The sequence below is a fragment of the Herbaspirillum lusitanum genome (assembly GCF_046025995.1).
GTDB lineage: Bacteria > Pseudomonadota > Gammaproteobacteria > Burkholderiales > Burkholderiaceae_D > Herbaspirillum > Herbaspirillum lusitanum_A.
Map to the genome: position 1 here is coordinate 269,458 of NZ_JAQQFM010000005.1, position 25,259 is coordinate 294,716.

Sequence of the window (25,259 nt, forward strand, 5' to 3'; positions counted from 1 at the left end):
CGCCGAGCGTCCTACACTGGTAAACAACAGATCCGTTAGATCATTGTCTACCCGGAATAGTGGAAAAAAAGCGTTATGAATATCGTTGTGATCAAAAAGCTTGGTCTGGCCGCAATCCTGATGCTGGGGTTGTCGGTTGCTGTGGCCCGGCCTCCCGAAGGTGGTCGCCCGATGCCGAATCAATCAAATGATTTCAGGCATCAGGGCGCGCAACCGCAATTCGGCAACGGCGGCGGACAGCGCAACGACTTTGCCAATGAGCAGGAGGCGCAGCGGCGCGGCAAACTCAGTCCTGATGAACGGCGTGAATTGCGACGCCAGATCAACGAAGCGGGACAGGATATCTATCGCGTAAAACGCTGAGCACTGCCGACTCACCATTTACCGGTCACTCAGCAGCGTCTCATCAGAAGTCAAAAAAGCCCGGAGGTTCTGCCTCCGGGCTTTTTTATTTTCAGTTGCGTCACTTTAGACCATATGGATCGGCAAGTATGAATTGCCGGTATGCAATGCCATCATCCTGCGGCTGCGTTTCAGCTCCGATGCGCGCGCTCCAGCTTTTGCTCCAATCGATGCTGGACGGCTTCGAAACAAAGACTCAGCATCCAGTAGATCACCGCCGCAGCCACGTACAGCGGCAGTGGCCTGAAGGTGACAGCAATCACTTCCTTGGTCGCCAGCATCAGCTCGGTGACCGTGATGACCGACACCAGCGAGGTATCCTTGATCAGGCTGATCAGGGTATTGCTCATGGACGGCACAGCGATGCGTACGGCTTGCGGCACCACCACGTGAAGCAGGGTTTGCGGATAGGTCAGGCCGATACTGTAGGCTGCGCTCCATTGCCCCTTGCCGACGCCGAGGATGGCGCCGCGCAGGCTTTCCGACAGATACGCGCCCGCGTTCAGGCTTAGCGTCAGCACACCCGCTGCCAGCGGCGAGAATTCGATGCCCACGCTCGGCAGGCCGTAGTACACGACGAAGATCTGCACCAGCAGCGGCGTGCCGCGCATGAGGCTGACGTAGATCGCCGCCGGCCAATGCACCGCGCGCCAGGGGACGATGCGCGCCACCGCCAGAATGAATCCCAGCACCAGGCCGCCCAGCATCGACGAGAGGGCGAACAGCAGCGTGTAGCCGACGCCCTTCATCAAGGTCGGCATGGCTTGTTGCAATAGTTCGAAGATTTCCATGATGTACCGTCAAATAAAAATATCCCCGCTGCAGCGCGGGGATATTGTGGTGAGGCCGAGCCCGGTGCGGGCGGCCTGCCGGTCAGGCTGTAACCGGCAACGGCTTATTGTGCGGTCGGTGTCTTGCTGACGTCAATCCCGAACCATTTGATGGATGCCGCCTTGAAGCTGCCATCCTTCTGGATCTCCGCCAGCGCCTTGTTCAGCGCGGCCTTGAATTCAGGATTGCCCTTGCGGAAGGGAATGCCGATCTTGTCTACCGTGCCGACCGGTGCGCCGCCCTTCAGCGGCAGATTGGCGTTTTTCAGCAGATAGCCGACCAGCAGGCTGTCGTTGAGCGCCGCATCGATGCGGCCGCTGGCGAGGTCGGCCAGATATTCAGGCGCACCGGGATAAGTGCGCACGTCGATGCCGGGAATGCTCTTGGCCTTCTGCTCGAAGTTGGTGCCCTGGCCGAGGCCGAGTTTCTTGCCCTTCAGATCTTCCAGGCTTTTGAATTCGCGCTTCTCGTCCTTGCGCACGATCAGTTGTGCGCTCGACAGCGTGTACGGGTCAGAGAAATCGAAGGCCTTCTGACGTTCGTCGGTGATGCCGACCTGATTGATGATGACGTCGTACTTGCCGGCGCCCAGACCTGCCAGAATGCCGCTCCATTCGGTGGTGGTGAACTCGGGCTTCACGCCCAGTTTCGCTGCCAGCAGATTGGCGACGTCGACTTCAAAGCCGGTCAGTTGTCCGGTCTTCTGATCCTTGAAATTGAAGGGCGGGTAATTGCCTTCCAGCGCCACCTTCAGGGTGCCGCGCGACTTGATGCTGTCCAGCACGTCGGCAGCGCTCGCATTCAGGCTGGCCGCCGCCAGCGTCAGGCCTGCCAGCAGCAGGGGCAGTTTGATGAGTGTGCGCAAGCTTGTCGTTGTCATTTTTCTTATCCTTTCGAAATACAGATGAACATGGACGTGCATATTGCCTCATGGTTCATTTTTCGCAAGCACTCGCTTTAGACAAACATGTAAGAAGCTCATGCCGCGCCGGCTTCCGCCGTCTGATTCGCATCATGCCCCGGCGCATCGCGTCGCAGCACCAGCACCAGCACCAGCACCAGCACCAGCACCAGCACCAGCACCAGCACCAGCACCAGCACCAGCACCAGCTCAAGCCCGAGCCAGCCCCTTGTTCAGCGCCGGCCTGCATCGCGGATGAGCCTTGCGGGAAATGGGGCTTTGGTCGATCTGACCGGGCAGCGGCCTGCCTCAAGCTGCAAGGCCGTGGATTTGAACGGATCGTGGAGCAGTAATCCATCGTTGGCTGCCGCAAGCTTCCGGCTGCTTGCGGCGGGCCGCGTCGGTCTCTGGCGAAGAAATTGATCAGAATCGGAACGATCTTCAGAACCCGATTCAACTTCAGGCTTGAATCTGTTCCAGCAGTTCCTGCTGTCCGAGCCAGTCGTTTTCCAGCTGGTCCAGTTCCTTGATGCAGTAAGCCTGATCGGTGATCAGCGTCTTCAGTTCCTGCTTGTTGGCGTCGTCGTAGATGTCAGGGCTGGCCAGGCGCGCATCGATTTCAGCCTTGCGCGCATTGGCCTTGGCGATCTGCTCTTCCAGGCGCTTGATGCGGGTCTCAATCGGCTTTCTCTGCGCGGCCGTGCGTTGCCGTTGTTCGGCCTCCAGACGCTTTTGTTCGCGGCGGTCGCCGCCTGCAGGTTCGGGCGCAGCCTTGGCCGCCGGCGCCGGCGCCGGTGTTGCTGCTGCCGGCGCGGCAGCGACTGCAATCGCCTTGACCGGCGCCGGGGTTGCCGTTGCCGTATTTGTGGCCGCAGTCGCCGCCAGATTCTTGGCCGCCAGCTTGGTCTTGAAGAGCCAATCCTTGTAGTCGTCCAGATCGCCGTCAAAGGGCTGCAATTTGCCGTCGGCCACGATCAGGAACTGGTCGGTGGTCGCGCGCAGCAGATGGCGATCGTGAGACACCAGAACCAATGTGCCTTCGAACTGCGCCAACGCCATGGTCAGTGCTTCTCGCGTTTCCAGATCCAGGTGATTGGTCGGTTCATCGAGCAACAGCAGATTCGGACGTTGCCATACGATCAGGGCCAGCGCCAGCCGCGCTTTTTCGCCGCCCGAGAAGGGGGCGATGCTGGAGGAGGCCATGGTGCCGTTGAAGTTGAAGCTGCCGAGGAAGTTGCGCAGCTCCTGCTCGCGCACATTGGGCGCGATGCGCGCCAGATGCCACAGCGGCGATTCGTCATGGCGCAGCATTTCGACCTGATGCTGAGCGAAGTAACCGATCACCAGGCCTTTGCCGAATTGTGCGGTGCCGTTGAGCGCCTTGAGCTCGCCGGCAACGGTCTTGATCAGGGTTGATTTACCGGCGCCGTTCACGCCCAGCAGGCCGATGCGCTGCCCGGTCTGCAGAGAAAAGTCGATGCCGTGCACGATGGCTTTTTCCTGGAAGCTGCCGTCATCCGGATTTTCGATGCGATAGCCGGCGTTGACCTTTTCCATGACCAGCAGCGGATTCGGCGCCGACAAGGGCTCGCGGAATTCGAATGAAAACTCGGCCGCTGCGCGCAGCGGCGCCAGCTCTTCCATCTTGGACAGTGCCTTCATCCGGCTCTGTGCCTGACGCGCCTTGCTGGCCTTGGCCTTGAAGCGATCGATGAAGGATTGCAGGTGAGCGCGCTGGCGCGTCTGCTTTTCCAGCATGCCTTGCATCAGTTCCAGCTGGGCCGAGCGCTGACGTTCGAAGGCGGAATAATTGCCCGAGTAGCGCTTGAGCTTGCGCTCGTCGATGTGGACGATGACGTTGACCACGCCATCCAGAAAATCTCTGTCGTGGGAAATGATGACCAGCGTGCCGGCATAGCGCTTGAGCCAGTCTTCCAGCCAGATGATGGCGTCCAGATCCAGGTGATTGGTCGGTTCATCGAGCAGTAGCAGATCGGAAGGACACATCAGCGCCTGCGCCAGATTGAGGCGCATGCGCCAGCCGCCGGAAAAACTGGCCACCGGCTGTTGCATCTGCTCCAGCGTGAAGCCCAGACCGATCAGCAATTGTTCGCCGCGCGAGCGCACGGTGTAGGCATCGGCATCGGCCAGCGCACCATGCAGCTCACCGATCAGGGTGCCGTTTTCCATGCTCTCGGGAGCCGCTTCGGCGATTGCCAGTTCGGCTTCCAGCTTGCGCAAAGTAACGTCGCCGTCGATCGCGTAATCCAGCGCAGCGCGATCCAGCGCCGGGGTTTCCTGCGCCACGTAGGCCATGCGCCACTTGCTGGGGAAGTCGATGTCGCCCTGATCCGCATGCAGCTCGCCGCGCAGCATTGCGAACAGGCTGGACTTGCCGGCGCCGTTGGCGCCGATCAGACCGATCTTGTCGCCGGGATTGAGCGTGACGTCGACATTTTCAAGCAAAGGCTTGATGCCGCGGGCGAGGGAAACTTGCTGGAAACGAATCATTGCCAAATCAAAGGTGAGGGCGCGGCGCCATCGCGAAAAACGAGCATGACGCTGCAAAAAAATGAACAGGCGAAAGCCGCCTGCAAGAGTCGATCAATCAATCAGTCAATCGGTAAATCAATGAAATCGTGAATCCGAAAATGCGTGAATCCGCGAATCCGCGAATCACGGCACGCGACATCGGGGACATCGCTCGCCGCCTGCCTTGGCATCCGAGCCTGCGCCGGATGCCTCTCAGCTCAGCTGCAACTGCTCGGCGGTCAGCAGGAACACCATGTCGTCACCGGCGCTGGTCGAGACCCAGGTCAGTTCCAGCTCGGGGAAGGCGGCTTCGGCGAAGGCGCGTTCATTGCCGATTTCCACCACCAATATGCCGTTCGGCGTCAGCCGTTCCGCGGCGCCGGCCACGATCTTGCGCACCAGATCCATGCCATCGTCGCCGCCGGCCAGCGCCAGTTGCGGCTCGTGCAGATATTCCTTGGGCAGCTTGGACATCGAGCCCGAATTCACATACGGCGGATTGCTGATGATCAGGTCGTACTTGCGTGGCGGCAGTTGCGTGTAGAGATCGGATTCGACCAGATTGATGCGCGCCTGCATCTGGTAATCATCGACGTTGCGGCGCGCCACTGCCAGCGCATCCTTCGAGATATCGACGGCGTCGATCTGCGCTTCCGGGAAAGCATCCGCCATCAGGATGGGCAGGCAGGCCGAACCGGTGCAGAGATCAAGAATGTGCTCGACTGCGGCTGGATCCTGCAGCCAGGGCACGAAGTGATCGGGGATGATTTCGGCGATGAAGGAGCGCGGCACGATCACGCGCTGATCGACGTAAAAGCGATAGCCGCTGAGCCAGGCTTCGTTGGTGATGTATGCGGCCGGTTCGCGGCCGGTGCAGCGGCGCTCGATGATGTTCAGCAAGGCATCGACTTCGTTTTGCAGCAGACGGGCATCGAGGAAAGGATCCAGTTGATCCAGCGGCAGCTTGAGCGTGTGCAGGATCAGATAGGCGGCTTCGTCGAGCGCGTTGGTACTGCCGTGGCCGAAGAACAGTTTCTCGGTGTTGAAACGGGTAACGGCGTAACGCAGCAGATCGCGTACGGTAGAAAAATTGTTCGGTGTCATGGTCTGATCTCTTGGTGAGTTCGCTGATGCTTGTTCGCCCTGGTCGATGGCGTCTTTAAAAATACTGCGCCATTCCGGTGTAGGCCGGAATGGCGATGCATGCTGCCGACGGGGTCGGTGCAGCGTCAGCCCAGCAGGTTTTCCAGCGTCTTGCGGTAGATGTTTTTCAGCGGATCGATGTAGCGCAGTTCGATGTATTCGTCGATCTTGTGGATGCTGTCGTTGGGCGGACCGAACTCGATCACCTGCGGGCAGATCTGCGCGATGAAGCGACCGTCGGAGGTGCCGCCGGTGGTCGACAGTTCGGTCTCCAGACCGGTTTCATCCTTGATCGCCGCTGCCAGTGCGGTGCTCAGATCGCCGCGCGGCGTCAGGAACGGGCGGCCGCCCACGGTCCACTTCAGGTCGTAGTCGAAGCCGTGCTTGTCGAGGATGGCATGCACGCGTTGCTGCAGGCCTTCCACCGTACTGGCGGTCGAGAAACGGAAATTGAAATCGATCACCACCTCGCCCGGAATCACGTTTGATGCGCCGGTGCCGCCGTGGATGTTCGACATCTGCCACGAGGTCGGCAGATAGTATTCATTGCCCTGATCCCATTGCTCGGCGACCAGTTCGGCCAGCGCCGGCGCGGCCAGATGGATAGGATTTTTCGCCAGTTGCGGATAGGCGATGTGGCCCTGAATGCCCTTGACCGTCAGCTTGCCGGACATGGTGCCGCGACGACCGTTCTTGATCATGTCGCCCAACTGTTTGGCGGAAGTCGGTTCGCCGACGATGCAGTAATCCAGTTGCTCGCCGCGCGCTTTGAGTTCGTTGCAGACCACCACGGTGCCGTCGGTGGCCGGGCCTTCTTCATCGCTGGTGATCAGGAAGCCGATCGAACCCTTGTGCTCCGGATGGGCCGCGATGAATTCTTCGCAGGCCACGACCATTGCCGCGATCGAGGTTTTCATGTCGGACGCGCCGCGCCCGAACAGTTTGCCGTCGCGCTCGGTCGGCTGGAAGGGATGCGACTGCCATTTTTCAAGCGGGCCGGTCGGCACCACGTCGGTATGGCCGGCGAACACCAGCAGCGGCTGCGCCGTGCCCTTGCGCGCCCACAGATTGGTGACCTCGCCGGACTGGATGGTTTCGCACACGAAGCCCAGCGGCGCCAGCAGTTCCGCCAGCCGCGCCTGGCAACCTTTGTCTTCAGGGGTGACGGAGGAGAGGGAAATCAGTTCCTGGGTCAGGGCCAGCGTCTTGCTCATGATCAGTCTTCAAAAATGTGTTGATACTGGTCGGCCTTGAAGCCGACGTGATATTGCTTGCCGTCGAACAGCACCGGGCGCTTGACCACGGAAGGGTTCTCCACCATCAGTGCGACTGCAGCCGCGTCGTCGGTGATCGCTGCCTTGCGCTCGTCGGTCAGTGCGCGCCAGGTCGTGCCCTTGCGGTTGACCAGCACGTCGCGCTCGACGTCCTTGAGCCAGGCTTGCGCCTGCGCCGCGTCGAGGCCTGCCTTCTTGAAATCGTGGAAGGTATAGGCGATGCCTTGCTCGTCCAGCCACACGCGGGCTTTCTTGACGGTGTCGCAGTTCGGAATGCCGTACAGCGTGATGTTCTTTGCCATGCTTTCGTTCTCGATGGGGATGCTTCAGAACACGACGCCGCGCCGGCGTACTCGACAGCCGGCGCGGCGCGGGGTACTACACTGCGTCAGGAATTATTCGCCGCGCAGTAGTTCGTTGATCGAAGTCTTCGAACGGGTTTGGGCATCGACCTTCTTGACGATGATCGCTGCGTACAGGCTGTACTTGCCATCCTTGGACGGCAGGTTGCCCGGCACCACGACGGAGCCGGCAGGCACGCGGCCGTAATGCACTTCGCCGGTTTCGCGGTCATAGATCTTGGTCGACTGGCCGATGTAGACGCCCATCGACAGCACCGAGTTTTCTTCGATGATCACGCCTTCCACGACTTCCGAACGGGCGCCGATGAAGCAATTGTCTTCGATGATGACCGGGCCGGCCTGCACCGGCTCCAGCACGCCGCCGATGCCGACGCCGCCGGACAGGTGAACGTTCTTGCCGATCTGGGCAGCCGAGCCGACGGTGGCCCAGGTGTCGACCATCGCGCCTTCATCGACGTAAGCGCCGATGTTGACGTAGGAAGGCATCAGCACCACGTTGCGGCCGATGAAGGAACCGTGACGCGCCACTGCCGGCGGCACCACGCGGAAGCCGCCCTTGGCGAAGTCTTCAGCGGTGTAGTTGGCGAACTTGGTCGGCACCTTGTCGTAGAACTGCGGATAGCCGGCGACGCCGGACGAGACCACCACGTTGTCTTCCAGGCGGAACGACAGCAGGATGGCCTTCTTCACCCACTGGTTGACCTGCCACTGGCCGACGCCCTGACGATCGGCGACGCGCAGCGTGCCATCGTTCAGGCCGGAGATCACTTCGGCGACCGCATTGCGGATGTCGGCCGGAGCGGACTTCGGGGACAGGCTGGCGCGGTCTTCCCACGCCTGATCGATGATTTGCTGAATGGATTGTGTCATGTTGATATCTATGAACGGTTGGATGAAAAATGAGAAAAAATGGCTGGCCGGATGGCCCGGATCAGATGCGCCGGGCCTTCAGGTGTCAGGCTTTCAGTTTCTGGGTGAATTCGACGATGCGGTGCGCCGCTTCAAGGCATTCTTCCACTTCGGCGACCAGCGCCATGCGGATGCGGCCGGCGCCGGGGTTCACGCCGTGGGCGTCGCGCGCCAGATAGCTGCCCGGCAGAACGGTGACATTATATTCGGCATACAGGCGCCTGGCATATTCGACGTCCGACAAGCCGCTGCTCTGGTCGATGCGCGCCCACAGATAAAAGCTGGCGTCCGGCAATGCGACATCCATGACCTGCTGCAACAGCGGGGTCACCTGAGCGAACTTGGCAATGTACTTGGCGCGGTTTTCCTGAACGTGGGTTTCATCGTTCCAGGCCGCCACCGAGGCGGCTTGCACCGCCGGATTGAGCGCCGCGCCGTGGTAGGTGCGGTACAGCAAGAATTTCTTCAGGATGGCGGCATCGCCGGCCACGAAGCCGGAGCGCATGCCCGGCACATTGGAACGCTTGGACAGGCTGGAGAACGAGATCAGACGGCGATAATCGCTGCGGCCCAGCTTGTGTGCCGCTTCCATGCCGCCCAGCGGTGCCTCGTCCTTGAAATAGATTTCCGAATAGCACTCGTCGGAGGCGATCACGAAGCCGTAGCGATCCGACAGATCGAACAATTCCTTCCAGTCGTCCAGCGACAGCACGGCGCCGGTCGGATTGCCCGGCGAGCACACGAACAGCAATTGCACGCGGGCCCAGACGTCTTCCGGCACCAGGCTGAAATCGGGCGCGAAGTTGCGCGCCGGGTCGGAGTTGACGAAGTAGGGCAGCGCGCCGGCCAGAAAGGCCGAGCCTTCATAAATTTGATAAAACGGATTCGGGCACATCACCAGCGCGCCCGGACGCGAGGCGTCGACCACGGTCTGGGTCAGCGAAAACAAGGCCTCGCGCGAACCATTGACCGGCAATACCTGCGTGGCGGCATCGATCTTGGGCAAGTCATAGCGGCGTTCCAGCCAGCCGGCGATGGCCTTGCGCAGCGCCTCGGTGCCCAGCGTACTCGGATAAGTTGCCAGACCGGCCAGATTGTCGGTCAGCGCCTTTTTGATCAGTTCCGGCGTCGGATGCTTGGGTTCGCCTATGCCCAGGCTGATCGGCTTGAGGCCGGCTGCGGGCGTGACATCGGCGAACAGCTTCTTCAGCTTTTCGAAAGGATAGGGTTGCAACTGATCGAGTAATGGATTCACGGCGGCGGCAAAGAAAATGAGGGCGACAAACCAGGGTTCGACGGTTCGATGTTCAGACGGTGTGACGGTCTGCCGGCTGGCCGCGCGATGGATTGGCGGCGGCGAACGGATCGAAGCCCGCCATTATACTTGTCCGCCGCGTACAGGTGGTGGCTTGCGATTTGAGCAAACTTCGGGCGCGCTTCGGTTTGAGCGGCTTCACCGAAAGTCTTGTTCATCGATTATTTCCTGTGGGCAATTTCTGCAATCGAAGGGGCTAAGTTCATCTGTTCTCGGCTTGGTGCCTGGCTGCCAGCGTTTATTGTCGAGGTTTGCCTAAATTGCTGCGTGGATCCCAAGCGGAGAAGAAAATGAAAAGTCTGAAGTCCCAATTGCTGTTGGCCCTGGTCGTCATGTGGGCCGGTTTGCTGGTGCTGGCCACCTGGTCGGCGTTCAACTCGCGTCAAAACATGATGGAAGAGCGCAAGGCCGGTCTGCGGCGCGTGGTCGAGGCGGCCGACGGTGTGGTCAAGGCCTATGTGGCGGACGTGGCCGGCGGCAAGCTGGAACTGGCGGAAGCGCAGAAGCGCGCGCTGGAGCGCATCTCGGCGATGCGTTATGACGGCGACAACTATCTGTTCGTGTTCGATTCCAAGCCGGTGGTGCTGATGCACCCGACCAACAAGGCGGTGGTTGGCAAGAATGTGGGCGACCGCAAGGACAGCGACGGCAAGCTTTACTACGTGGAAATGGTCAAGGTCGGCAAAGAACAGCAGCGCGGCTTCGTCGAATACATGGGCCGGCTGCCGGGCGCGGACGATACCAATCGCACACTCAAGCTGAGTTATCTGATTCACAACCAGACCTGGGACTGGAATCTGGTATCGGGCGTCTTCATGAATGACGTCGAGGCTGAATTCCGCTCCAGTCTGTTCAAGCTGCTGGGAATACTGGTGATCGTGGGCGTGGTGGTGTCGGCCATGATGCTGACCATCATTCGCCGTATCACGCGCAGTCTGGGCGGTGAGCCGGCCTACGCGGTCGATATCGCCACCCGCATCGCCGGCGGCGATCTGACCGTGGCGGTGCAGACGCGGCCGGGCGACAAGAGCAGTCTGCTGTTTGAAATGGCCAGCATGCGTGAACGTCTGGCCACCGTGATCAAGGGCATTCACCTCGGCACCGATGCCATCGATGTCGGCGCCCGCGAAATTGCCGCCGGCAATCTCGACCTTTCTTCGCGCACCGAACAGCAGGCCGGTTCGCTGGCGACCACCGCGTCCAACATGGACACGCTGACTTCCACAGTGAAGCAGAACGCCGACAACGCGCGTCAGGCCGGGCAACTGGCCAACAGCGCCTCCGATATCGCCTTGCGCGGCGGTGAGGTGGTCGGGCAGGTGGTGCAGACCATGCAGGGCATTACCGAAAGCTCGCGCCGCATTGCCGACATCATCGGGGTGATTGATGGCATCGCCTTCCAGACCAATATTCTGGCCCTGAACGCAGCGGTGGAAGCCGCCCGCGCCGGTGAGCAAGGCCGTGGTTTCGCGGTGGTGGCGTCCGAAGTGCGCAGTCTGGCGCAGCGCAGCGCGCAGGCCGCCAAGGAAATCAAGGAACTGATCGAAGACTCGGTCTCGCGCGTCGGCAGCGGTTCGGAGCAGGTGGCGCGCGCCGGCCAGACCATGGATGAAGTGGTGGGCGCGGTACGCCGTATGACCGATATCGTCGGCGAGATCGCCTCGGCGTCGGAAGAGCAGCGCGGCGGCATCGAACAGGTCAACCAGGCCATCATCCAGATGGATCAGGTGACTCAGCAAAATGCTGCGCTGGTGGAAGAAGCGGCCGCAGCGGCCGGTTCGCTGGAAGATCAGGCGCGCAAGCTGAAGGTGGCGGTGGCGGTATTCCGCACCGACAGCGAATTTGACGCCGGACTCGGCCATGCCGCAGCGATGCCGGTGGCACCGTCTATGAAAGCGGCGGTGCAACGTCCGCCGGTAGTTGCCAAGCCGCTGGCGGCACGCAACAACAGCAGCGCCGCGCCGCGTATTGCTGCGCCGTCCAAGCCCGCAAGCGCCAAGCCGGCAGCCGCTGCCGCAGCGGCTCCCAGGAAGCCGGCGGCCCCGCAAAACGATGAGGACGGTTGGGAGACTTTCTGAGTGGGTGTGGTTTAGCCGGGCAGTGAGTAGATCAGCATGACGAGACGGGCCGGATCATCCGGCCCGTTTGCATTGCCGGGCTGAAATCGAAATCGATTTGCTTCAAGCCTGAATAAAGTTGAAGGTGGCGGCGCGCCGCTGACTTGACCTGAGCGCCGCTCGCGGATATCCCGGAAGGCCGCCGGACGCGCTAAATACCTGCTTTGTGCACCTGCAATGTTATGATACCGGCCTTCTGCGGCGAATTTTGTCCGTCTTCTCTAAAACAGCTTGATCAGTCGATAACGTGCGCTTAACTTCCATTAAACTGTCTGGATTCAAGTCTTTTGTCGATCCTACTCATTTTCACGTTCCGGGCCAGCTGGTGGGCGTGGTGGGGCCTAACGGTTGCGGCAAATCAAATATTATCGATGCGGTGCGCTGGGTGCTGGGCGAGTCCAAGGCCTCGGAACTGCGCGGCGAATCGATGCAGGACGTCATCTTCAACGGCTCCACCAATCGCAAGCCGGCTGGTCGGGCTTCGGTCGAACTGGTGTTCGACAACTCGCTGGGCAAGGCCGCCGGGCAGTGGAGCCAGTATGCCGAGATCGCGGTCAAGCGCACGCTGACGCGCGACGGCACTTCCAGCTACTACATCAATAATCAGGCGGTGCGCCGTCGCGACATTCAGGACATCTTCCTCGGCACCGGCCTTGGCCCGCGCGCTTACGCGATCATCGGGCAGGGCATGATTTCGCGCATCATCGAAGCGCGTCCTGAAGAGCTGCGGATTTTCCTGGAAGAAGCCGCCGGCGTCTCAAAGTACAAGGAGCGCCGCCGCGAAACCGAAAACCGCCTGCACGACACCAGCGAAAATCTGGTGCGTCTGGATGACATTCTGCGCGAGCTGAACGCCAATCTGGAAAAGCTGGAAGCGCAGGCCGCGGTCGCCAAGAAATTCCACGAGTTGCAAAACGATCAGGAAGAAAAGCAGAAGCTGCTGTGGCTGCTACGCAAGAACGAGGCCAAGGCCGAGCAAGAGAAATTCTTCAAGGACATCGAGCGCGCCCAGATCGATCTGGAAGAGCAGACCGCCAAGCTGCGCCACGTCGAGCTCGAGCTGGAACACATGCGCCAGGCGCATTACGGCGCCGGCGACCGCTTGCATCAGGCGCAAGGCCATCTGTATCAGACCAACTCCGAAATCGGCAGTCTGGAAGCGCAGATCAAGTTCGTCATCGAATCGCGCAATCGTCTGCAGTCGCAATTGAATTCGCTCACCGCGCAGCGCGACCAGTGGCAACGCCAGGGTTCGCAGCAGCAGGACGAGCTGGCCGAAGCCGAGATCGCGCTGGAAGAGTTCGGCATGCGCGTCGAACAGTCGCAGCAGGCTGTGCACGACGCCAACGACAGACTGCCCTCGCTGGAGCAGGCATGGCGTGAGTCGCAGCTCAAGACCACCGAGTCGCGCGCCAAGATCATGCAAGTGCAGCAGCAGATCGAACTGCAATCGACGCATCAACGCAATGCTTCCAATATTCTGTCCGGCCTGGCGTCGCGTCGCGAACGCCTGATGCAGGAAAAGAACGGCCTCAACCTGCCGGACGAGTCGCATCTGGCGAATCTGAAGATGCAGCTGGAAGAAAAGCAGGCTTCGCTGGAAGAAGGCAGCATGCAGCTGGAAGAGGCGCAGGAGCAACTGCCGCGTCTGGAAGAGGAACGCCGCACCTCGCAAGAGCTGGTCAGCAAGGAAACCTCCAGCAATGCCCAGCTCGAAGCGCGTCTGAGCGCCCTCAAGCAACTGCAGGAAAGCGTGCAGGCGCAAGGCAAGGTCCAGCCCTGGCTGGAAAAGCACGGTCTGGCCGAGTTGCCGCGCCTGTGGCAGAAGCTGCACATAGATCAGGGCTGGGAAACCGCACTGGAGGCCGTGCTGCGCGAACGCATGTCGGCGCTGGAAATGTCGAATCTGGATTGGGCCAAGGCCTTCTTCAGCGACGCACCGCCGGCCAAACTGGCGCTGTATGCGCCGAATGCCGGCATCAGCGCTGCCCAAGATTCGCCGCAACAGGTACCCGGCCTCAAGCCGCTGATCAATCTGCTGCAACTGAACGATCCCGGTCTGCGCGCCTTGATGCTGGACTGGCTCAACGACATCTACATCGCCGACGACACCGCGACCGCGTTTGCCGATCGCGCCAGGTTGCCGGCCGGCGCGCTGTTCGTGACGCGTCAGGGCCACGTGATCAGCCAGTCCAGCGTGCGTTTCTATGCCTCCGATTCGGAGCAGGACGGCATGCTGGCGCGCCAGCAGGAAATCGAAAACATCACCAAGCAGCAGCGTGCGCAATACATGCTGGCGGAAGAAGCCAAGACTCGCGCAGTGCGCGCAGAAGCTGCGCTCAGCAGCGCTTCGCAACGCTTGCAGGAACTGCGTCAGCGCGTCAACGGCCTGACGCAGTCGGCGCATGCCTTGCAGATCGAAGTGATGAAACTGACCGAAGTGCAGGAGCGCTTCAACCAGCGCAGCACCCAGATCGTGGCCGACCTTGCGGAAATTCAGGCGCAGGAAGGCGAGCAGCAACAGATTCAGGCTGAATCCGAAGCGCGCTTCGAGCAGCTCGACATCGAGCTGGCCGAACTGCAGGAATCGCACGAAAACGGCCAGACCGATTATCTGAGCAAGGAACAGCAGCTCAACGACGCCCGTCAGCGTCTGCGCGAGCTGGAACGCAGCGCGCAGGAAACCGAGTTCGCCGAAAAGTCGCATCGCAGCAAGATCGACGAACTCAAGCGCAACATCGCCACCGCGCTGGAGCAGGCGGCGCAACTGTTCGCCAGCATGCAGCAAGGCAGCCTGGAACTGGAAAGTCTGGACGATCAGGCTGCGCAGGCCGGTCTGCAGGAGTTGCTGGATCGCCGCACCGAGCAGGAACGTGCGCTGGCCGATGCCCGCCACGAACTGGATCAGTTGTCGCAGCAATTGCGCGGACATGAAGAAAGCCGCATGCAGGCAGAACGCAGCCTGCAGCCGCAACGCGACCGCATCACCGAATTGCAGTTGAAGGAGCAGGCGGCGCGCCTGAATCAGGAACAGTATTCGCAGGCGCTGGCCGAGACGCAGGCCGACGAAGCGGCGTTGTCCGAGAAGCTGACCAGCGACATGCGCCCTCAGTATCTGCAAGGCGAAGTAACGCGCCTGACCAATGCCATCACGGCGCTGGGCGCCGTCAATCTGGCCGCGCTGGACGAACTGGCGACGGCTTCCGAGCGCAAGAACTTCCTCGACGCCCAGCACGCCGATCTGAACGAAGCCATCACCACGCTGCAGGATGCGATTCACAAGATCGACATCGAAACACGCGGCCTGCTGCAAGATACCTTCGACAAGGTCAACGGTCACTTCTCGGAGCTGTTCCCGATTCTGTTCGGCGGCGGCCAGGCCAAGCTGATCATGACCGGCGACGAGATTCTGGACTCCGGCGTGCAGGTCATGGCGCAACCGCCGGGCAAGAAGAACGCGACCATTCACCTGCTCTCGGGCGGCGAAAAAGCGCTGACAGCGACCGCGCTGGTGTTCTCCATGTTCCAGTTGAACCCGGCCCCGTTCTGCTTGCTGGACGAGGTCGATGCGCCGCTGGACGATGCCAACACCGAACGCTTCGCCAACATGGTCAAGCGCATGTCCGAGCACACCCAGTTCCTCTTCATCTCGCACAACAAGATCGCGATGGAAATGGCGCAGCAACTGATCGGCGTGACCATGCAGGAGCAGGGTGTGTCGCGCATCGTGGCAGTCGACATGGAAGCGGCCTCCAACTTCTCGTCGTCGGAGCAGGCGGCCTGATGCAAGGGAGTTACTTGTCATTCATGCAAGCCGGCGCCCGGCGACGGCTTTGCAAGGAACGGCAAGCAGTTTTGGCGCGGGGCTCACGGGCCTTTGTCGGCTTGACAAGCCCCGGGCGGAACACTACCCTGACTGCCTTGTCTTACCCTCCGGCGCTCGCGTCGGCCTTGCCGGATATGGATTGCGGCTGGTTATGGACAGTGCGGAACAGTGCGTGCCGTGCCGAAAATGCAGGCCGTATCGATAATAATCAGCCCGGAAAAAATAATAAAATCTTGATCGCGACTCTTGCCGCTGCCCGCTTCACCAGTATCTGCGCCGATGTTCAGGTCATCCATCGGCGCGGCGGATATCAAGCCCGCCGACCGATGCTGCATCGGACTGCGTTGCTTCTCCTGGAATGCATGGCGCAAGCGCGCAAAGCCGCGTATCAGCCTCTTGGACTTTTAGGATTTCGGATTCCTTCAATGAGCAGTTTTTTTGAGTCAGGCATTTCTATGCGCATGCGCAGTCTTGCCCCTGGTTACATTCCCGGTAGCGCCGCTGTTTGCCGCGCTGCATTTTCCCCTGCCAGCCTGAAGGTGCATACAGCATGATGGATCTTCAAACCAGCCTGATTGTGATCGGCGGCGTCTTTGTGGTGGCCGTTTTCTCCTATAACAAATGGCAGGAGCACAAGGCGCGCAAGACGGTCGAGCGCGCTTTTTCTTCTTCCCATGACGACGTGCTGATGACGCCGGATCAGGCCGAAGCCGACGGCCTCGCCGCAGCAGAACGTAAGGCCGCGCGCGAGGCGCGGGCGCAAGCCGGCGGACAACATGATCACGATGATCAAGATGAGCGCGCCGAACCGGGCCTGTATGAGATCCCCGAACGCAAGCCGGTGTCGGCACCGGTGAAAGCCTATATGAACGAGGCTTCTGCACACGAACAGATAGAGCCTTACCTCGGTGATGCGCCGGTGGCCACGCGCGACGCTGAACATGATCGCGATGCAGTGATCTCCGAAACTCTGGCGGCCGCGCCGCAATCGACGGTCGCGCAAATCATCGCCGGCGCCGAAGAGCAGCAGGACACCATGCCGAGCTTTGCGCCGCCGCCTGAGATGCAGGTCAAACTGCAGCCGCAAGCACAGCGCGATCTGCCGGTGGATGAGCTGATCGACTGCAATATCCCGATCGCGCTGGATACCGCGGTGCGCGGCGACAAACTGTTGCCCGCGCTGCAGAGTTTGCGCCATGTCGGCAACAAGCCGGTGCATTTCATCGGCCGCACCGCCGATGGCGAGTGGGAAGGCATTGCGCACGGCGGCGTGTATTCGGCGCTGCTGGCCGGCGTGCAACTGGCCAACCGCAGCAATGCGCTCAACGAAATCGAGTACTCGGAAATGGTCATGCGTCTGCGCGATCTGACCGACAGCCTGAACGGCGAACCTGAACTGCCTGACATGATGGACGTCATCAGAACCGCACAGGCTCTGCATCAGTTCATCGCCGACCACGACGTGCAACTGAGCGTGAATGTACACACCAACGGCGCGCCCTGGAATCTGGCGACCTTGCTGACGGCATTGACGCGTCAGGGCTTCGACCGTCGCACCGAAGGCTATCTGGTGATGCAGGACGGCGAGGGCGAGGTGTTGTTTGCGTTATCCACCAATGCATCGCAGGCCGATGAAACCACCGACCGTCTGACCTTGTTGCTGGATGTGCCCCGGGTTGCGCCTTCGCGCGACGGCTACGGCGCACTGGTGGCCTGCGCACGGTCGCTGTCGGCCCGCCTGGGCGGCACCATGGTCGACGACAGCGATCAGATGTTGTCCGATGCGGCGCTGGCCGACATCGCCGAACAAGTCGGCGCTTTCTACAGCGCGATGGAGTCGGCTGATATTCCGGCCGGTTCGACGCGCGCCACGCGTCTGTTCAGCTGACCGGCGATTTTCGCCGGCACTCAGTATCGTCAGCCTCCACGTTTCTCAAGATGCCAGCAGATTCAACCATCGCAGGCGGCCCGTCGCAAGACTGGGCTGCCCGTGCGCTTGAGCTCCGCCAGGAACTCAATCGCCACAATCATTCCTACTACGTGCTGGATCAGCCCAGCATTCCCGACGCCGAATACGATCGCCTGTTTCAGGAATTGCAGGCGCTGGAAACCGCACACCCGGAACTGCTCAGTTCCGATTCGCCGACCCAGCGTGTGGGTGCTGCGCCGCTGCCGCAATTCGATCAGGTGCGGCATGCGATTCCGATGCTGTCGCTCGGCAACGGCTTCAGCAGCGAGGATATCGAAGCCTTCGACAAGCGCGTCATGGACGGCCTCGACACCGAACAGAGCGTGCGCTACGCCACCGAGCTGAAGTTCGATGGTCTGGCGATCAGCCTGCGCTACGAAGACGGCTTGCTGGTGCAGGCCGCCACGCGCGGCGACGGCACCACCGGTGAAAACGTCACCACCAATATCCGCACCGTGCGCGCAATTCCGCTGCGCCTGCATGGCAAGAACATCCCCACGGTGCTGGAAGTGCGCGGCGAAGTGCTGATGTACAAGGATGATTTCGCGCGACTCAATCAGCGTCAGCGCGACGCCGGCCAGAAAGAGTTCGCCAATCCGCGCAACGCCGCCGCCGGCAGTCTGCGTCAGCTTGATTCGCGCATCACGGCGCAGCGCACCTTGCGTTTCTTCGCTTATGGCATCGGCGTGCTGGAAGGCATGGACATGCCGCCTTCGCACTCGGCTTTGCTCGACTGGTATCAGGCGCTGGGACTGCCGGTGTGCAAGGAGCGCGCAGTGGTCAGCGGCGCGGCTGGCTTGCTGGAGTTCTTCGCCGGCATCGGCGCCAGGCGCGAGAAATTACCCTACGAAATCGATGGCGTGGTCTACAAGGTCGATCGCCTGGATCAGCAGAAGCATCTGGGCTTTGTCTCGCGCGCACCGCGTTTTGCGCTGGCGCACAAATTCCCGGCGCAGGAAGCGCTGACGGTGGTGCAAGGCATCGAAGTGCAGGTTGGACGCACCGGCGCCATCACCCCCGTCGCGCGACTGGCGCCGGTGTTCGTGGGCGGCGTCACGGTCACCAATGCCACGCTGCACAATGAAGATGAAGTGCGGCGCAAGGATATCCAGATCGGCGACACCGTGATCGTGCGCCGCGCCGGCGATGTGATACCGGAAGTGGTGGCTTACGTGCCTGAAAAACGTCCGGCCGACGCCAGCCAGTTTGTGATGCCGACGCACTGCCCGATCTGCGGTTCGGACATCGTGCGGCTGGAAGATGAAGCCATTGCCCGCTGCTCGGGCGGCTGGCTGAAATGTCCGGCGCAGCGCAAGGGCGGTCTGCAGCATTTCGCTTCGCGCCGCGCCATGGACGTCGAGGGCCTGGGCGAGCAACTGGTCGAACAACTGGTGGACCGCAATGTGGTCAACACGCCGGCCGATCTGTATCGTCTCGGTCTGAGCGCCCTGGCGGAGCTGGATCGCATGGCCGAGAAGTCGGCCCAGAACGTGCTGGATGCATTGCAGAAATCCAAGGACACCACGCTGCAGCGCTTCATCTACGCGCTCGGCATTCGCCATGTGGGCGAGGCTACCGCCAAGGAGCTGGCACGTCACTTCGGCAATCTGGACAAGGTCTTGCAGGCCAGCGAAGAACAATTGCTGGAAGTGGCCGACATCGGCCCGGTGGTAGCCAGTTCGATCCGCGCTTTCTTCAGCGACGCGCTCAATGTCGAACTGGTCGAGCAGTTGCGCGCGGTCGGCGTGCACTGGCCTGAACATGCAGGCTCGGACAGCCAGCCCAAGCCGCTGCAGGGAAATATTTTCGTATTGACCGGCACGTTGCCGAACATGTCGCGCGACGAAGCCGCGCAGATGATTGAAGCGGCCGGCGGCAAGGTCACCGGCTCCGTATCGAAGAAGACCAGCTACGTTGTTGCCGGGGCGGAAGCCGGCAGCAAACTGGCCAAGGCTGAAGAGTTGGGCATCCGGATTCTGGATGAAGACGGTCTGAAAGCGCTTTGCAGCGCGTGAAGTTTGCAGATTGCAAATGAAGTATCGCGCGCTGCGAGTATTGATTGACAACAACAATTGCAGTCGGGCAGAGCCTGTAGCGAGCCCGGCGTAAGAGTGAGTTATTGAAACACCTGTTTGTTTTTATCTCGGAGAAGCAATGATCAAGAAGATTACCAAAGCAGTATTTCCTGTGGCCGGATTAGGCAGCCGCTTTTTGCCGGCAACCAAGGCTCAGCCAAAGGAAATGCTGCCCATCGTCGACAAGCCGCTGATTCACTACGCAGTGGAAGAGGCAGTCGCTGCCGGCATCACCGACATGGTGTTCATCACCGGCCGCAACAAGCGCGCCATCGAAGATCACTTCGACAAGGCCTATGAGCTGGAAGCGGAACTGGAAGCCGCCGGCAAGAAGCAATTGCTGGAGATCGTGCGCAATGTGGTGCCCAAGAACGTCAACTGCATCTTCATCCGCCAATCGGCGCCGCTGGGTCTGGGTCACGCCGTGTTGTGCGCGCGTCCGGTGATCGGTGAAGAGCCGTTTGCGATTCTGCTGGCCGACGATTTCATGGACGTCGACGCAGGCCACAAGCCGGTGATGGCGCAGATGACCGAAGTCTACGAGCGCGAAGGCATGAGCCTGCTGGCGGTGCAGGACGTGCCGCGCAGCGACACCAAGCAATACGGTATTGTCAGCGCCACCTCGTATCAGCCGGATCTGGAGCGCGTCAACGCCATCGTCGAAAAACCGGCGCCGGACGATGCACCGTCGACGCTGGCGGTGGTCGGCCGCTACGTGCTGAACAATCGTATTTTCGATTACCTGGAAACCATAGGCAAAGGCGCCGGCGGGGAGATTCAGCTGACCGACGGTATCGCTGCCTTGATGCAGGCGGAATCGGTACTGGCTTATCGCTATCAGGGCCAGCGCTACGATTGCGGCTCCAAGCTCGGCTATCTGAAGGCGACCGTGGCGATGGGGCTGAAGCATCCTGAAACCGGCGCCGGTCTGAGCGAATTTCTCAAGCAACTGGGATAATCGCGCATGATCCTGCATGATCGTGCTGCAGCCGATTGCTGCTGCAGTCGATATCATGCAAGGCAATCGGTAGTCATCATGGCAAATCCCGCTGAGGCGGGATTTGCTCATTCAGATGCGGCGATGTGTTCGGCAAGCTGCATCTGAATGGCAATTCAATCCTTCCCTCAATGTCTCAATTCCGTAGTGGAGAGCAAGCCTCATGGCGATTCGTGAAATCCTGAAAATGGGCGATCCGCGCTTGCTGCGTCAGGCGCAGCCGGTGACCGCATTCGATACGCCCGAGATGCGCTGCCTGATCGAAGACATGTTCGACACCATGCGCGCCGTCAATGGCGCAGGCCTGGCCGCACCGCAGATCGGCGTCGATCTGCAACTGGTGATTTTCGGCTTCAGCAAACAGGCGCGCGAGGGCGATGCGCCCGATGTGCCGGAGACCGTGCTGATCAATCCGGTGCTGACGCCGCTGTCGGAAGAAATCGAAGACGGCTGGGAAGGCTGCCTTTCGGTGCCCGGCATGCGCGGCGTGGTGCCGCGCTGGCACAGTCTGCGCTATACCGGCTTCGATGAGCAGGGCAATGTCATTGATCGCACCGTGGATGGCTTCCATGCACGCGTGGTGCAGCATGAGTGCGATCATCTGGAGGGCGTCCTGTATCCGATGCGCATTCGCGATTTTTCACAATTCGGTTTTACGGAAGTGCTGTTCCCGGAAATGGATCCGAATCAGGATGACTGAGCGCTGAAGGCGTCGCCGCCCTCATTTTTCGTCGGTCATCGTTCATGAATCAAGCAGCGCCGCGCTCGCGCGGACAAGCAGGTTAAAGCAGCGCAAGGGAAACAAACATCATGAGTGAACATCCGGGATTTCCCTACAAGGGCCATCGCGTCGTACCGCAGGTCGAGCAGCAGGATGACGGCAGTTATGCAGCCTGTTTCGAGATCCGTTCCAAACTGTCGGGCACGGAGGAAGTGCGCTACGAGCGCCGCACGCCGACCAGCGTGTTTCCTACCGAAGATGAGGCGATTGCCTATATCCTCGATTTTTCCGGCGACTGGATCGACCAGAATCAGTTCTAAGACAGTTCTGGTCTGACATTCGACGTGACGAGCGCGTCTGCAGGAAACCGGCGCGCACAAAGTAAAACCCCGCCATGAAGGCGGGGCTGTTGGCCGAGACGTCCGAGAAATTGCTTGGAACAGCAATTCCATCAGCCCCTCGATCACGAACCTGGCGAGGTGCCCATAGGACCGTCAGCCATGTCGCGGGCATAGCTGTTAGGCTGGCCGCGCACTTCCTGATAGTCGTGATCCACATAGGCGCCGTTCTGTGGCATCCAAGCCGGATCGGCGGTGTAGGCAGGAGCACCGGTCGCGCTGGAATAGCCGCTGTCGCTCTGGCCTTGATACGATTGCGACGGTTGCGAAGAATAGTCACTCGATTGCGTCGGGGTATAAGTGGACTGGGCGAATGCTCCGGTACTGAAAGCAGCCGCGGCCACCAAAGCGCTTATCATTTTGATCGACATAGTTGATCTCCTTGGTTGGTCGTTTCGGCAAGTGCGGAAACGTGAAGCCAGAATAGAAAACTTCTGGCTTGCGTGCAGTCAGTGCGGCCCAGCTATCGCTGTGGGACAAATCGCGCGAGGATGACAGACGAGCACGCTGTCACCTGTTGCAAATTCATCTTGAGCGGCCTGATTCAGCGCGTTTTCAATGCCGATGTGATTGCCTTCAGGGCTTGCTCCACAAGGCTTTGCGCAAGCTGAACGACATGTTTGCTCGGCGTTTTTTCGACGTCGACATTCAGGTGTTTCTCCCACGCATTGTTGTAACAAAAACTCTCGCAACAGGATAGGCGCTGTGATTTTTGCCATGTACCGCCGAATAAAAGTTGGTGAATCAGGGCGGAAGAATCAAGGCTTATTGCGGCGCGCATGAAAAAAGCCGGTGAAAATTCTCACCGGCTTTTGCCTTGTCGGCGCTGATTGGGGCAGATCGCGGATCGGCCCCGTCATTTCATTCGCGGGCGAAATCAGGCTGTCTCTTTTACCCGCATGGCGATGTGCGCCAGCGCTTCTTCGATCTGGTCGATCAGGATCAGGCACAGATCGCCTTCCTTGAGCGATGCCAGCGCAGTATCGATGGCCAGGAACTCGCCGTAGATTTCCTTGGTTTCACGCGTGCGGGTGGCATTGACCAGACCTTCGCGCAGCAGTGCGATGACTTCCCCATCGACCCGGCCGCGCTGGCATTGATCCTGATACAGCACCACTTCGTCGAAGGCTTCGCCGAGGATTTCAGTCTGCTGGCGGATGTCGATGTCGCGCCGGTCGCCGGCGCCGCTGATGACCACCGAGCGATGCTTGGCCGGGATGCTTTCCACCGCCTTGACCAGCGCCGCAATGGCGTCCGGATTGTGGCCGTAGTCGGCGATCAGGGTGGCGCCGCGATAGTCGAACAGATTGAAACGCCCGGGAGCGGTATCGGCGTCGCTGATGAAGCTGCGCAGCGCCGAAGAAATCAGATTCCAGTCCAGCTCCAGCGCCCAGGCCGCGCCGACCGAAGCCATCACGTTTTCAACCTGGAAGCCGATGCCGCCGCTGCGCGTTAAAGGAATGGCGGACAAGGGAAGACGCTTCTCGAAATCGCCTTGCGCGGCCACGATGTCGCCGCCGTCGCGATACACCACGCGCTGTCCCTGAGCGCGATGCGTGGCCATGATCGGATGTTGCGGGTCGAGCGCGAAGAAGGTCACTGCGCCGGGGCTGGAGGTAGCCATTTTTGCGACCATGGGATCAGCCGCGTTGAGCACGGCGGTGCCGGTCGGCGCCACGTTTTCCACAATCACGCGCTTGACTACGGCCAGGTCTTCCACGGTGCTGATGTAGCTCAGGCCGAGGTGATCGCCCAGACCGATGTTGGTGACCACGGCCACCTGGCAGCGGTCGAAACCCAGACCTTCACGCAGCACGCCGCCACGCGCTGTTTCCAGCACGGCGGCGTCGACGTCAGGGTGGAACAGCACATTGCGTGCGCTGCGCGGGCCGCTGCAGTCGCCGGTGTCGATGCGTTGCTTGTCGATGTAGACGCCGTCGGTGTTGGTCATGCCGACGCGCAGGCCCTTTTCGGCCAGCAGGTGGGTGATCAGACGCACGGTGGTGGTCTTGCCGTTGGTGCCGGCGACGGCCACTACCGGAATGCGGGCGTCGTCGCCGTCGTCGTACATGGTGGAAATAATGGCTTCGCCGACGTCGCGGCTCTTGCCGTAGGACGGCGAGAGGTGCATGCGCAGGCCGGGCGCGGCGTTGACTTCAACGATGCCGCCTTCCTGTTCTTCGAGCGAGGCGTGCACGGTATTGCAGACCACGTCGACGCCGCAGATGTCGAGGCCGACCATCTGCGCGGCGGCGATGGCGCGGGCCGCCATGTCCGGGTGGACGTCGTCGGTGACGTCGGTGGCGGTGCCGCCGGTGCTCAGGTTGGCGTTATTGCGCAACACCACGCGCACGCCTTGCGCCGGGATCGAGTCCAATGTCAGGCCCTGGCCAGACAGCACGGTGAGCGCAATCTCGTCAATGCGGATCTTGGTCAGCGAAGTGGCATGGCCGTCGCCGCGCAGCGGATCGAGATTGACCTGATCGACCAGCTGGCGCACGGTATGGATGCCGTCGCCGATGACTTGCGGAGGATCGCGGCGCGCAGCGGCGACCAGCTTGTTGCCGATCACCAGCAGGCGATAGTCGTGGCCGGGCAGATAACGTTCGACGATGACTTCATCGCTGATCTTTGCCGCCGCCCGGAAGGCGGATTCGATATGCACGCGGCTGCTGATGTTGACCGCCACACCCTTGCCCTGATTGCCGTCGAGCGGCTTGATCACGACCGCCGAGCCGATTTCATCGGCGGCGGCCCAGGCCTCTTCCACCGTGGTGACCACGCGGCCGTTCGGCACCGGCACGCCGGCGGCGTGCAGCAGCATCTTGGTCAGATCCTTGTCCTGCGCGATCGATTCGGCGATGGCGCTGGTGTGGCTGGTTTCAGCCGCCTGAATCCGCTTCTGGCGGCTGCCCCAGCCGAACTGCACCATGCTGCCGTCGGTCAGGCGGCGATAGGGAATGCCACGGCGCAGCGCAGCGTTGACGATGGAGCCGGTGCTGGGGCCGAGGCGTACGTCTTCGTCCAGTTCACGCACTTGCGCCAGGGCCGGCGTGACGTCGAAGGGCGTGTCGTCGAAGGCGGCCTTGCACAGATCGACGGCCAGACTGAACGCCAGGCGGCCGACCGCTTCTTCGGTGTATTCGACCACCACCTGAAACACGCCGGCTTCCAGCGTCGAGACGGTGCGGCTGAAGGTCACCGGGCAACCGGCCTGCGATTGCAGGGCCAGCGCTGCGGCGGCCAGTGCATGCGCCATCGACACCGCCTGGGTGCCGCCGTCCGGCTGCAGAAAACCGATTTGCGGGAAGCGCGCGCGCAAGCGCTGTTCGAAGCCGGGCATGTCATCGATGACACGTTCGGTCTCGGGGCAGGAGACGATGGCTTCAATCGCAGTGTGCCTGCTCCACAGGTTCGGGCCGCGCAGTGCGCGAATTCGGGATACGTCCATGAACTGTTTTCCTGAGTGTCTCTTAAAGGGCTCTGA

Annotated in this window: 22 protein-coding genes; 8 read left to right on the plus strand and 14 right to left on the minus strand. The window is 61.0% G+C overall.

Translation table 11 applies throughout. The features are described 5' to 3' along the window. Nucleotides 1-75: 75 nt before the first annotated feature. The gene (locus PQR62_RS12500) at nucleotides 76-363 is read left to right on the plus strand and encodes a hypothetical protein (RefSeq protein ID WP_408158273.1); all 288 of its coding nucleotides are present in this window, start codon (nucleotides 76-78) and stop codon (nucleotides 361-363) included. A gap of 170 nt (nucleotides 364-533) precedes the next feature. Here PQR62_RS12500 and PQR62_RS12505 read toward each other — a convergent pair whose 3' ends face one another. The 10 genes from PQR62_RS12505 to PQR62_RS12550 all read right to left on the minus strand — a co-directional run bounded on the left by PQR62_RS12505 (nucleotide 534) and on the right by PQR62_RS12550 (nucleotide 9,827). Beyond that, the gene (locus PQR62_RS12505; RefSeq protein WP_408158274.1) at nucleotides 534-1,193 is read right to left on the minus strand and encodes an amino acid ABC transporter permease; all 660 of its coding nucleotides are present in this window, start codon (nucleotides 1,191-1,193) and stop codon (nucleotides 534-536) included. Nucleotides 1,194-1,297: 104 nt separating this feature from the next. Next, a complete protein-coding gene (locus tag PQR62_RS12510; protein WP_408158275.1) occupies nucleotides 1,298-2,113 on the minus strand; it encodes a cystine ABC transporter substrate-binding protein in 816 nt (271 codons plus the stop codon). Nucleotides 2,114-2,211: 98 nt separating this feature from the next. After that, on the minus strand, nucleotides 2,212-2,340 hold the full coding sequence (locus tag PQR62_RS12515) for a hypothetical protein (RefSeq protein WP_408158276.1): 129 nt from the start codon (nucleotides 2,338-2,340) through the stop codon (nucleotides 2,212-2,214). Nucleotides 2,341-2,593: 253 nt separating this feature from the next. Beyond that, entirely contained in the window at nucleotides 2,594-4,645 is a 2,052-nt protein-coding gene (locus PQR62_RS12520; protein ID WP_408158277.1) for an ATP-binding cassette domain-containing protein, read from the minus strand. A gap of 234 nt (nucleotides 4,646-4,879) precedes the next feature. Further along, nucleotides 4,880-5,770 (minus strand): 50S ribosomal protein L3 N(5)-glutamine methyltransferase, encoded by an 891-nt coding sequence (prmB, locus tag PQR62_RS12525; protein WP_408158278.1) that lies wholly within the window; start codon nucleotides 5,768-5,770, stop codon nucleotides 4,880-4,882. Nucleotides 5,771-5,895: 125 nt separating this feature from the next. Next, on the minus strand, nucleotides 5,896-7,023 hold the full coding sequence (gene dapE / locus PQR62_RS12530; protein WP_408158279.1) for a succinyl-diaminopimelate desuccinylase: 1,128 nt from the start codon (nucleotides 7,021-7,023) through the stop codon (nucleotides 5,896-5,898). 2 nt (nucleotides 7,024-7,025) lie between these two features. Beyond that, entirely contained in the window at nucleotides 7,026-7,385 is a 360-nt protein-coding gene (locus PQR62_RS12535; RefSeq protein ID WP_408158280.1) for an ArsC family reductase, read from the minus strand. Nucleotides 7,386-7,478: 93 nt separating this feature from the next. Next, complete coding sequence (gene dapD / locus PQR62_RS12540) at nucleotides 7,479-8,315, minus strand: 2,3,4,5-tetrahydropyridine-2,6-dicarboxylate N-succinyltransferase (RefSeq protein ID WP_408158281.1); 837 nt, start codon at nucleotides 8,313-8,315, stop codon at nucleotides 7,479-7,481. Between the two features lie 85 nt (nucleotides 8,316-8,400). Next, nucleotides 8,401-9,609, minus strand: coding sequence for a succinyldiaminopimelate transaminase (gene dapC / locus PQR62_RS12545; protein ID WP_408158282.1), 1,209 nt, complete (start codon nucleotides 9,607-9,609; stop codon nucleotides 8,401-8,403). Next, nucleotides 9,606-9,827, minus strand: a complete 222-nt coding sequence (locus tag PQR62_RS12550) for a hypothetical protein (RefSeq protein WP_408158283.1) — start codon at nucleotides 9,825-9,827, stop codon at nucleotides 9,606-9,608. The genes dapC and PQR62_RS12550 overlap by 4 nt, the downstream gene beginning before the upstream one ends. A 132-nt stretch (nucleotides 9,828-9,959) precedes the next feature. Here PQR62_RS12550 and PQR62_RS12555 point away from each other — a divergent pair, with 132 nt between their 5' ends. Continuing rightward, complete coding sequence (locus PQR62_RS12555; RefSeq protein WP_408158284.1) at nucleotides 9,960-11,747, plus strand: methyl-accepting chemotaxis protein; 1,788 nt, start codon at nucleotides 9,960-9,962, stop codon at nucleotides 11,745-11,747. A 286-nt stretch (nucleotides 11,748-12,033) separates the two neighbouring features. After that, the gene (gene smc / locus PQR62_RS12560) at nucleotides 12,034-15,570 is read left to right on the plus strand and encodes a chromosome segregation protein SMC (RefSeq protein ID WP_408158285.1); all 3,537 of its coding nucleotides are present in this window, start codon (nucleotides 12,034-12,036) and stop codon (nucleotides 15,568-15,570) included. 191 nt (nucleotides 15,571-15,761) lie between these two features. Here the strand turns inward: smc and PQR62_RS12565 are convergent, their stop codons facing one another. Then, nucleotides 15,762-15,947 carry a hypothetical protein gene (locus PQR62_RS12565; RefSeq protein ID WP_408158286.1) on the minus strand — a complete coding sequence of 62 codons (186 nt, stop codon included), beginning with the start codon at nucleotides 15,945-15,947 and terminating at the stop codon, nucleotides 15,762-15,764. 215 nt (nucleotides 15,948-16,162) lie between these two features. On the opposite strand from PQR62_RS12565, the gene PQR62_RS12570 reads away from it, so the two are divergent. The 5 genes from PQR62_RS12570 to PQR62_RS12590 all read left to right on the plus strand — a co-directional run bounded on the left by PQR62_RS12570 (nucleotide 16,163) and on the right by PQR62_RS12590 (nucleotide 21,694). After that, nucleotides 16,163-17,500 carry a cell division protein ZipA C-terminal FtsZ-binding domain-containing protein gene (locus tag PQR62_RS12570; RefSeq protein ID WP_408158287.1) on the plus strand — a complete coding sequence of 446 codons (1,338 nt, stop codon included), beginning with the start codon at nucleotides 16,163-16,165 and terminating at the stop codon, nucleotides 17,498-17,500. A gap of 50 nt (nucleotides 17,501-17,550) precedes the next feature. Beyond that, nucleotides 17,551-19,596, plus strand: coding sequence for an NAD-dependent DNA ligase LigA (gene ligA / locus PQR62_RS12575; RefSeq protein WP_408158288.1), 2,046 nt, complete (start codon nucleotides 17,551-17,553; stop codon nucleotides 19,594-19,596). Between the two features lie 139 nt (nucleotides 19,597-19,735). Further along, nucleotides 19,736-20,614 (plus strand): UTP--glucose-1-phosphate uridylyltransferase GalU, encoded by an 879-nt coding sequence (gene galU / locus PQR62_RS12580; protein ID WP_408158289.1) that lies wholly within the window; start codon nucleotides 19,736-19,738, stop codon nucleotides 20,612-20,614. Nucleotides 20,615-20,816: 202 nt separating this feature from the next. After that, the gene (gene def, locus PQR62_RS12585) at nucleotides 20,817-21,353 is read left to right on the plus strand and encodes a peptide deformylase (RefSeq protein ID WP_408158290.1); all 537 of its coding nucleotides are present in this window, start codon (nucleotides 20,817-20,819) and stop codon (nucleotides 21,351-21,353) included. Nucleotides 21,354-21,463: 110 nt separating this feature from the next. After that, nucleotides 21,464-21,694, plus strand: coding sequence for a hypothetical protein (locus PQR62_RS12590; protein WP_408158291.1), 231 nt, complete (start codon nucleotides 21,464-21,466; stop codon nucleotides 21,692-21,694). A 143-nt stretch (nucleotides 21,695-21,837) separates the two neighbouring features. Here PQR62_RS12590 and PQR62_RS12595 read toward each other — a convergent pair whose 3' ends face one another. From PQR62_RS12595 to cphA, 3 genes are all read right to left on the minus strand, one after another. Then, nucleotides 21,838-22,143, minus strand: coding sequence for a hypothetical protein (locus tag PQR62_RS12595; RefSeq protein WP_408158292.1), 306 nt, complete (start codon nucleotides 22,141-22,143; stop codon nucleotides 21,838-21,840). Nucleotides 22,144-22,316: 173 nt separating this feature from the next. Further along, complete coding sequence (locus PQR62_RS12600; protein ID WP_408158293.1) at nucleotides 22,317-22,553, minus strand: hypothetical protein; 237 nt, start codon at nucleotides 22,551-22,553, stop codon at nucleotides 22,317-22,319. A 96-nt stretch (nucleotides 22,554-22,649) separates the two neighbouring features. Further along, a complete protein-coding gene (cphA, locus tag PQR62_RS12605; RefSeq protein WP_408158294.1) occupies nucleotides 22,650-25,223 on the minus strand; it encodes a cyanophycin synthetase in 2,574 nt (857 codons plus the stop codon). Between the last annotated feature and the right edge of the window lie 36 nt (nucleotides 25,224-25,259).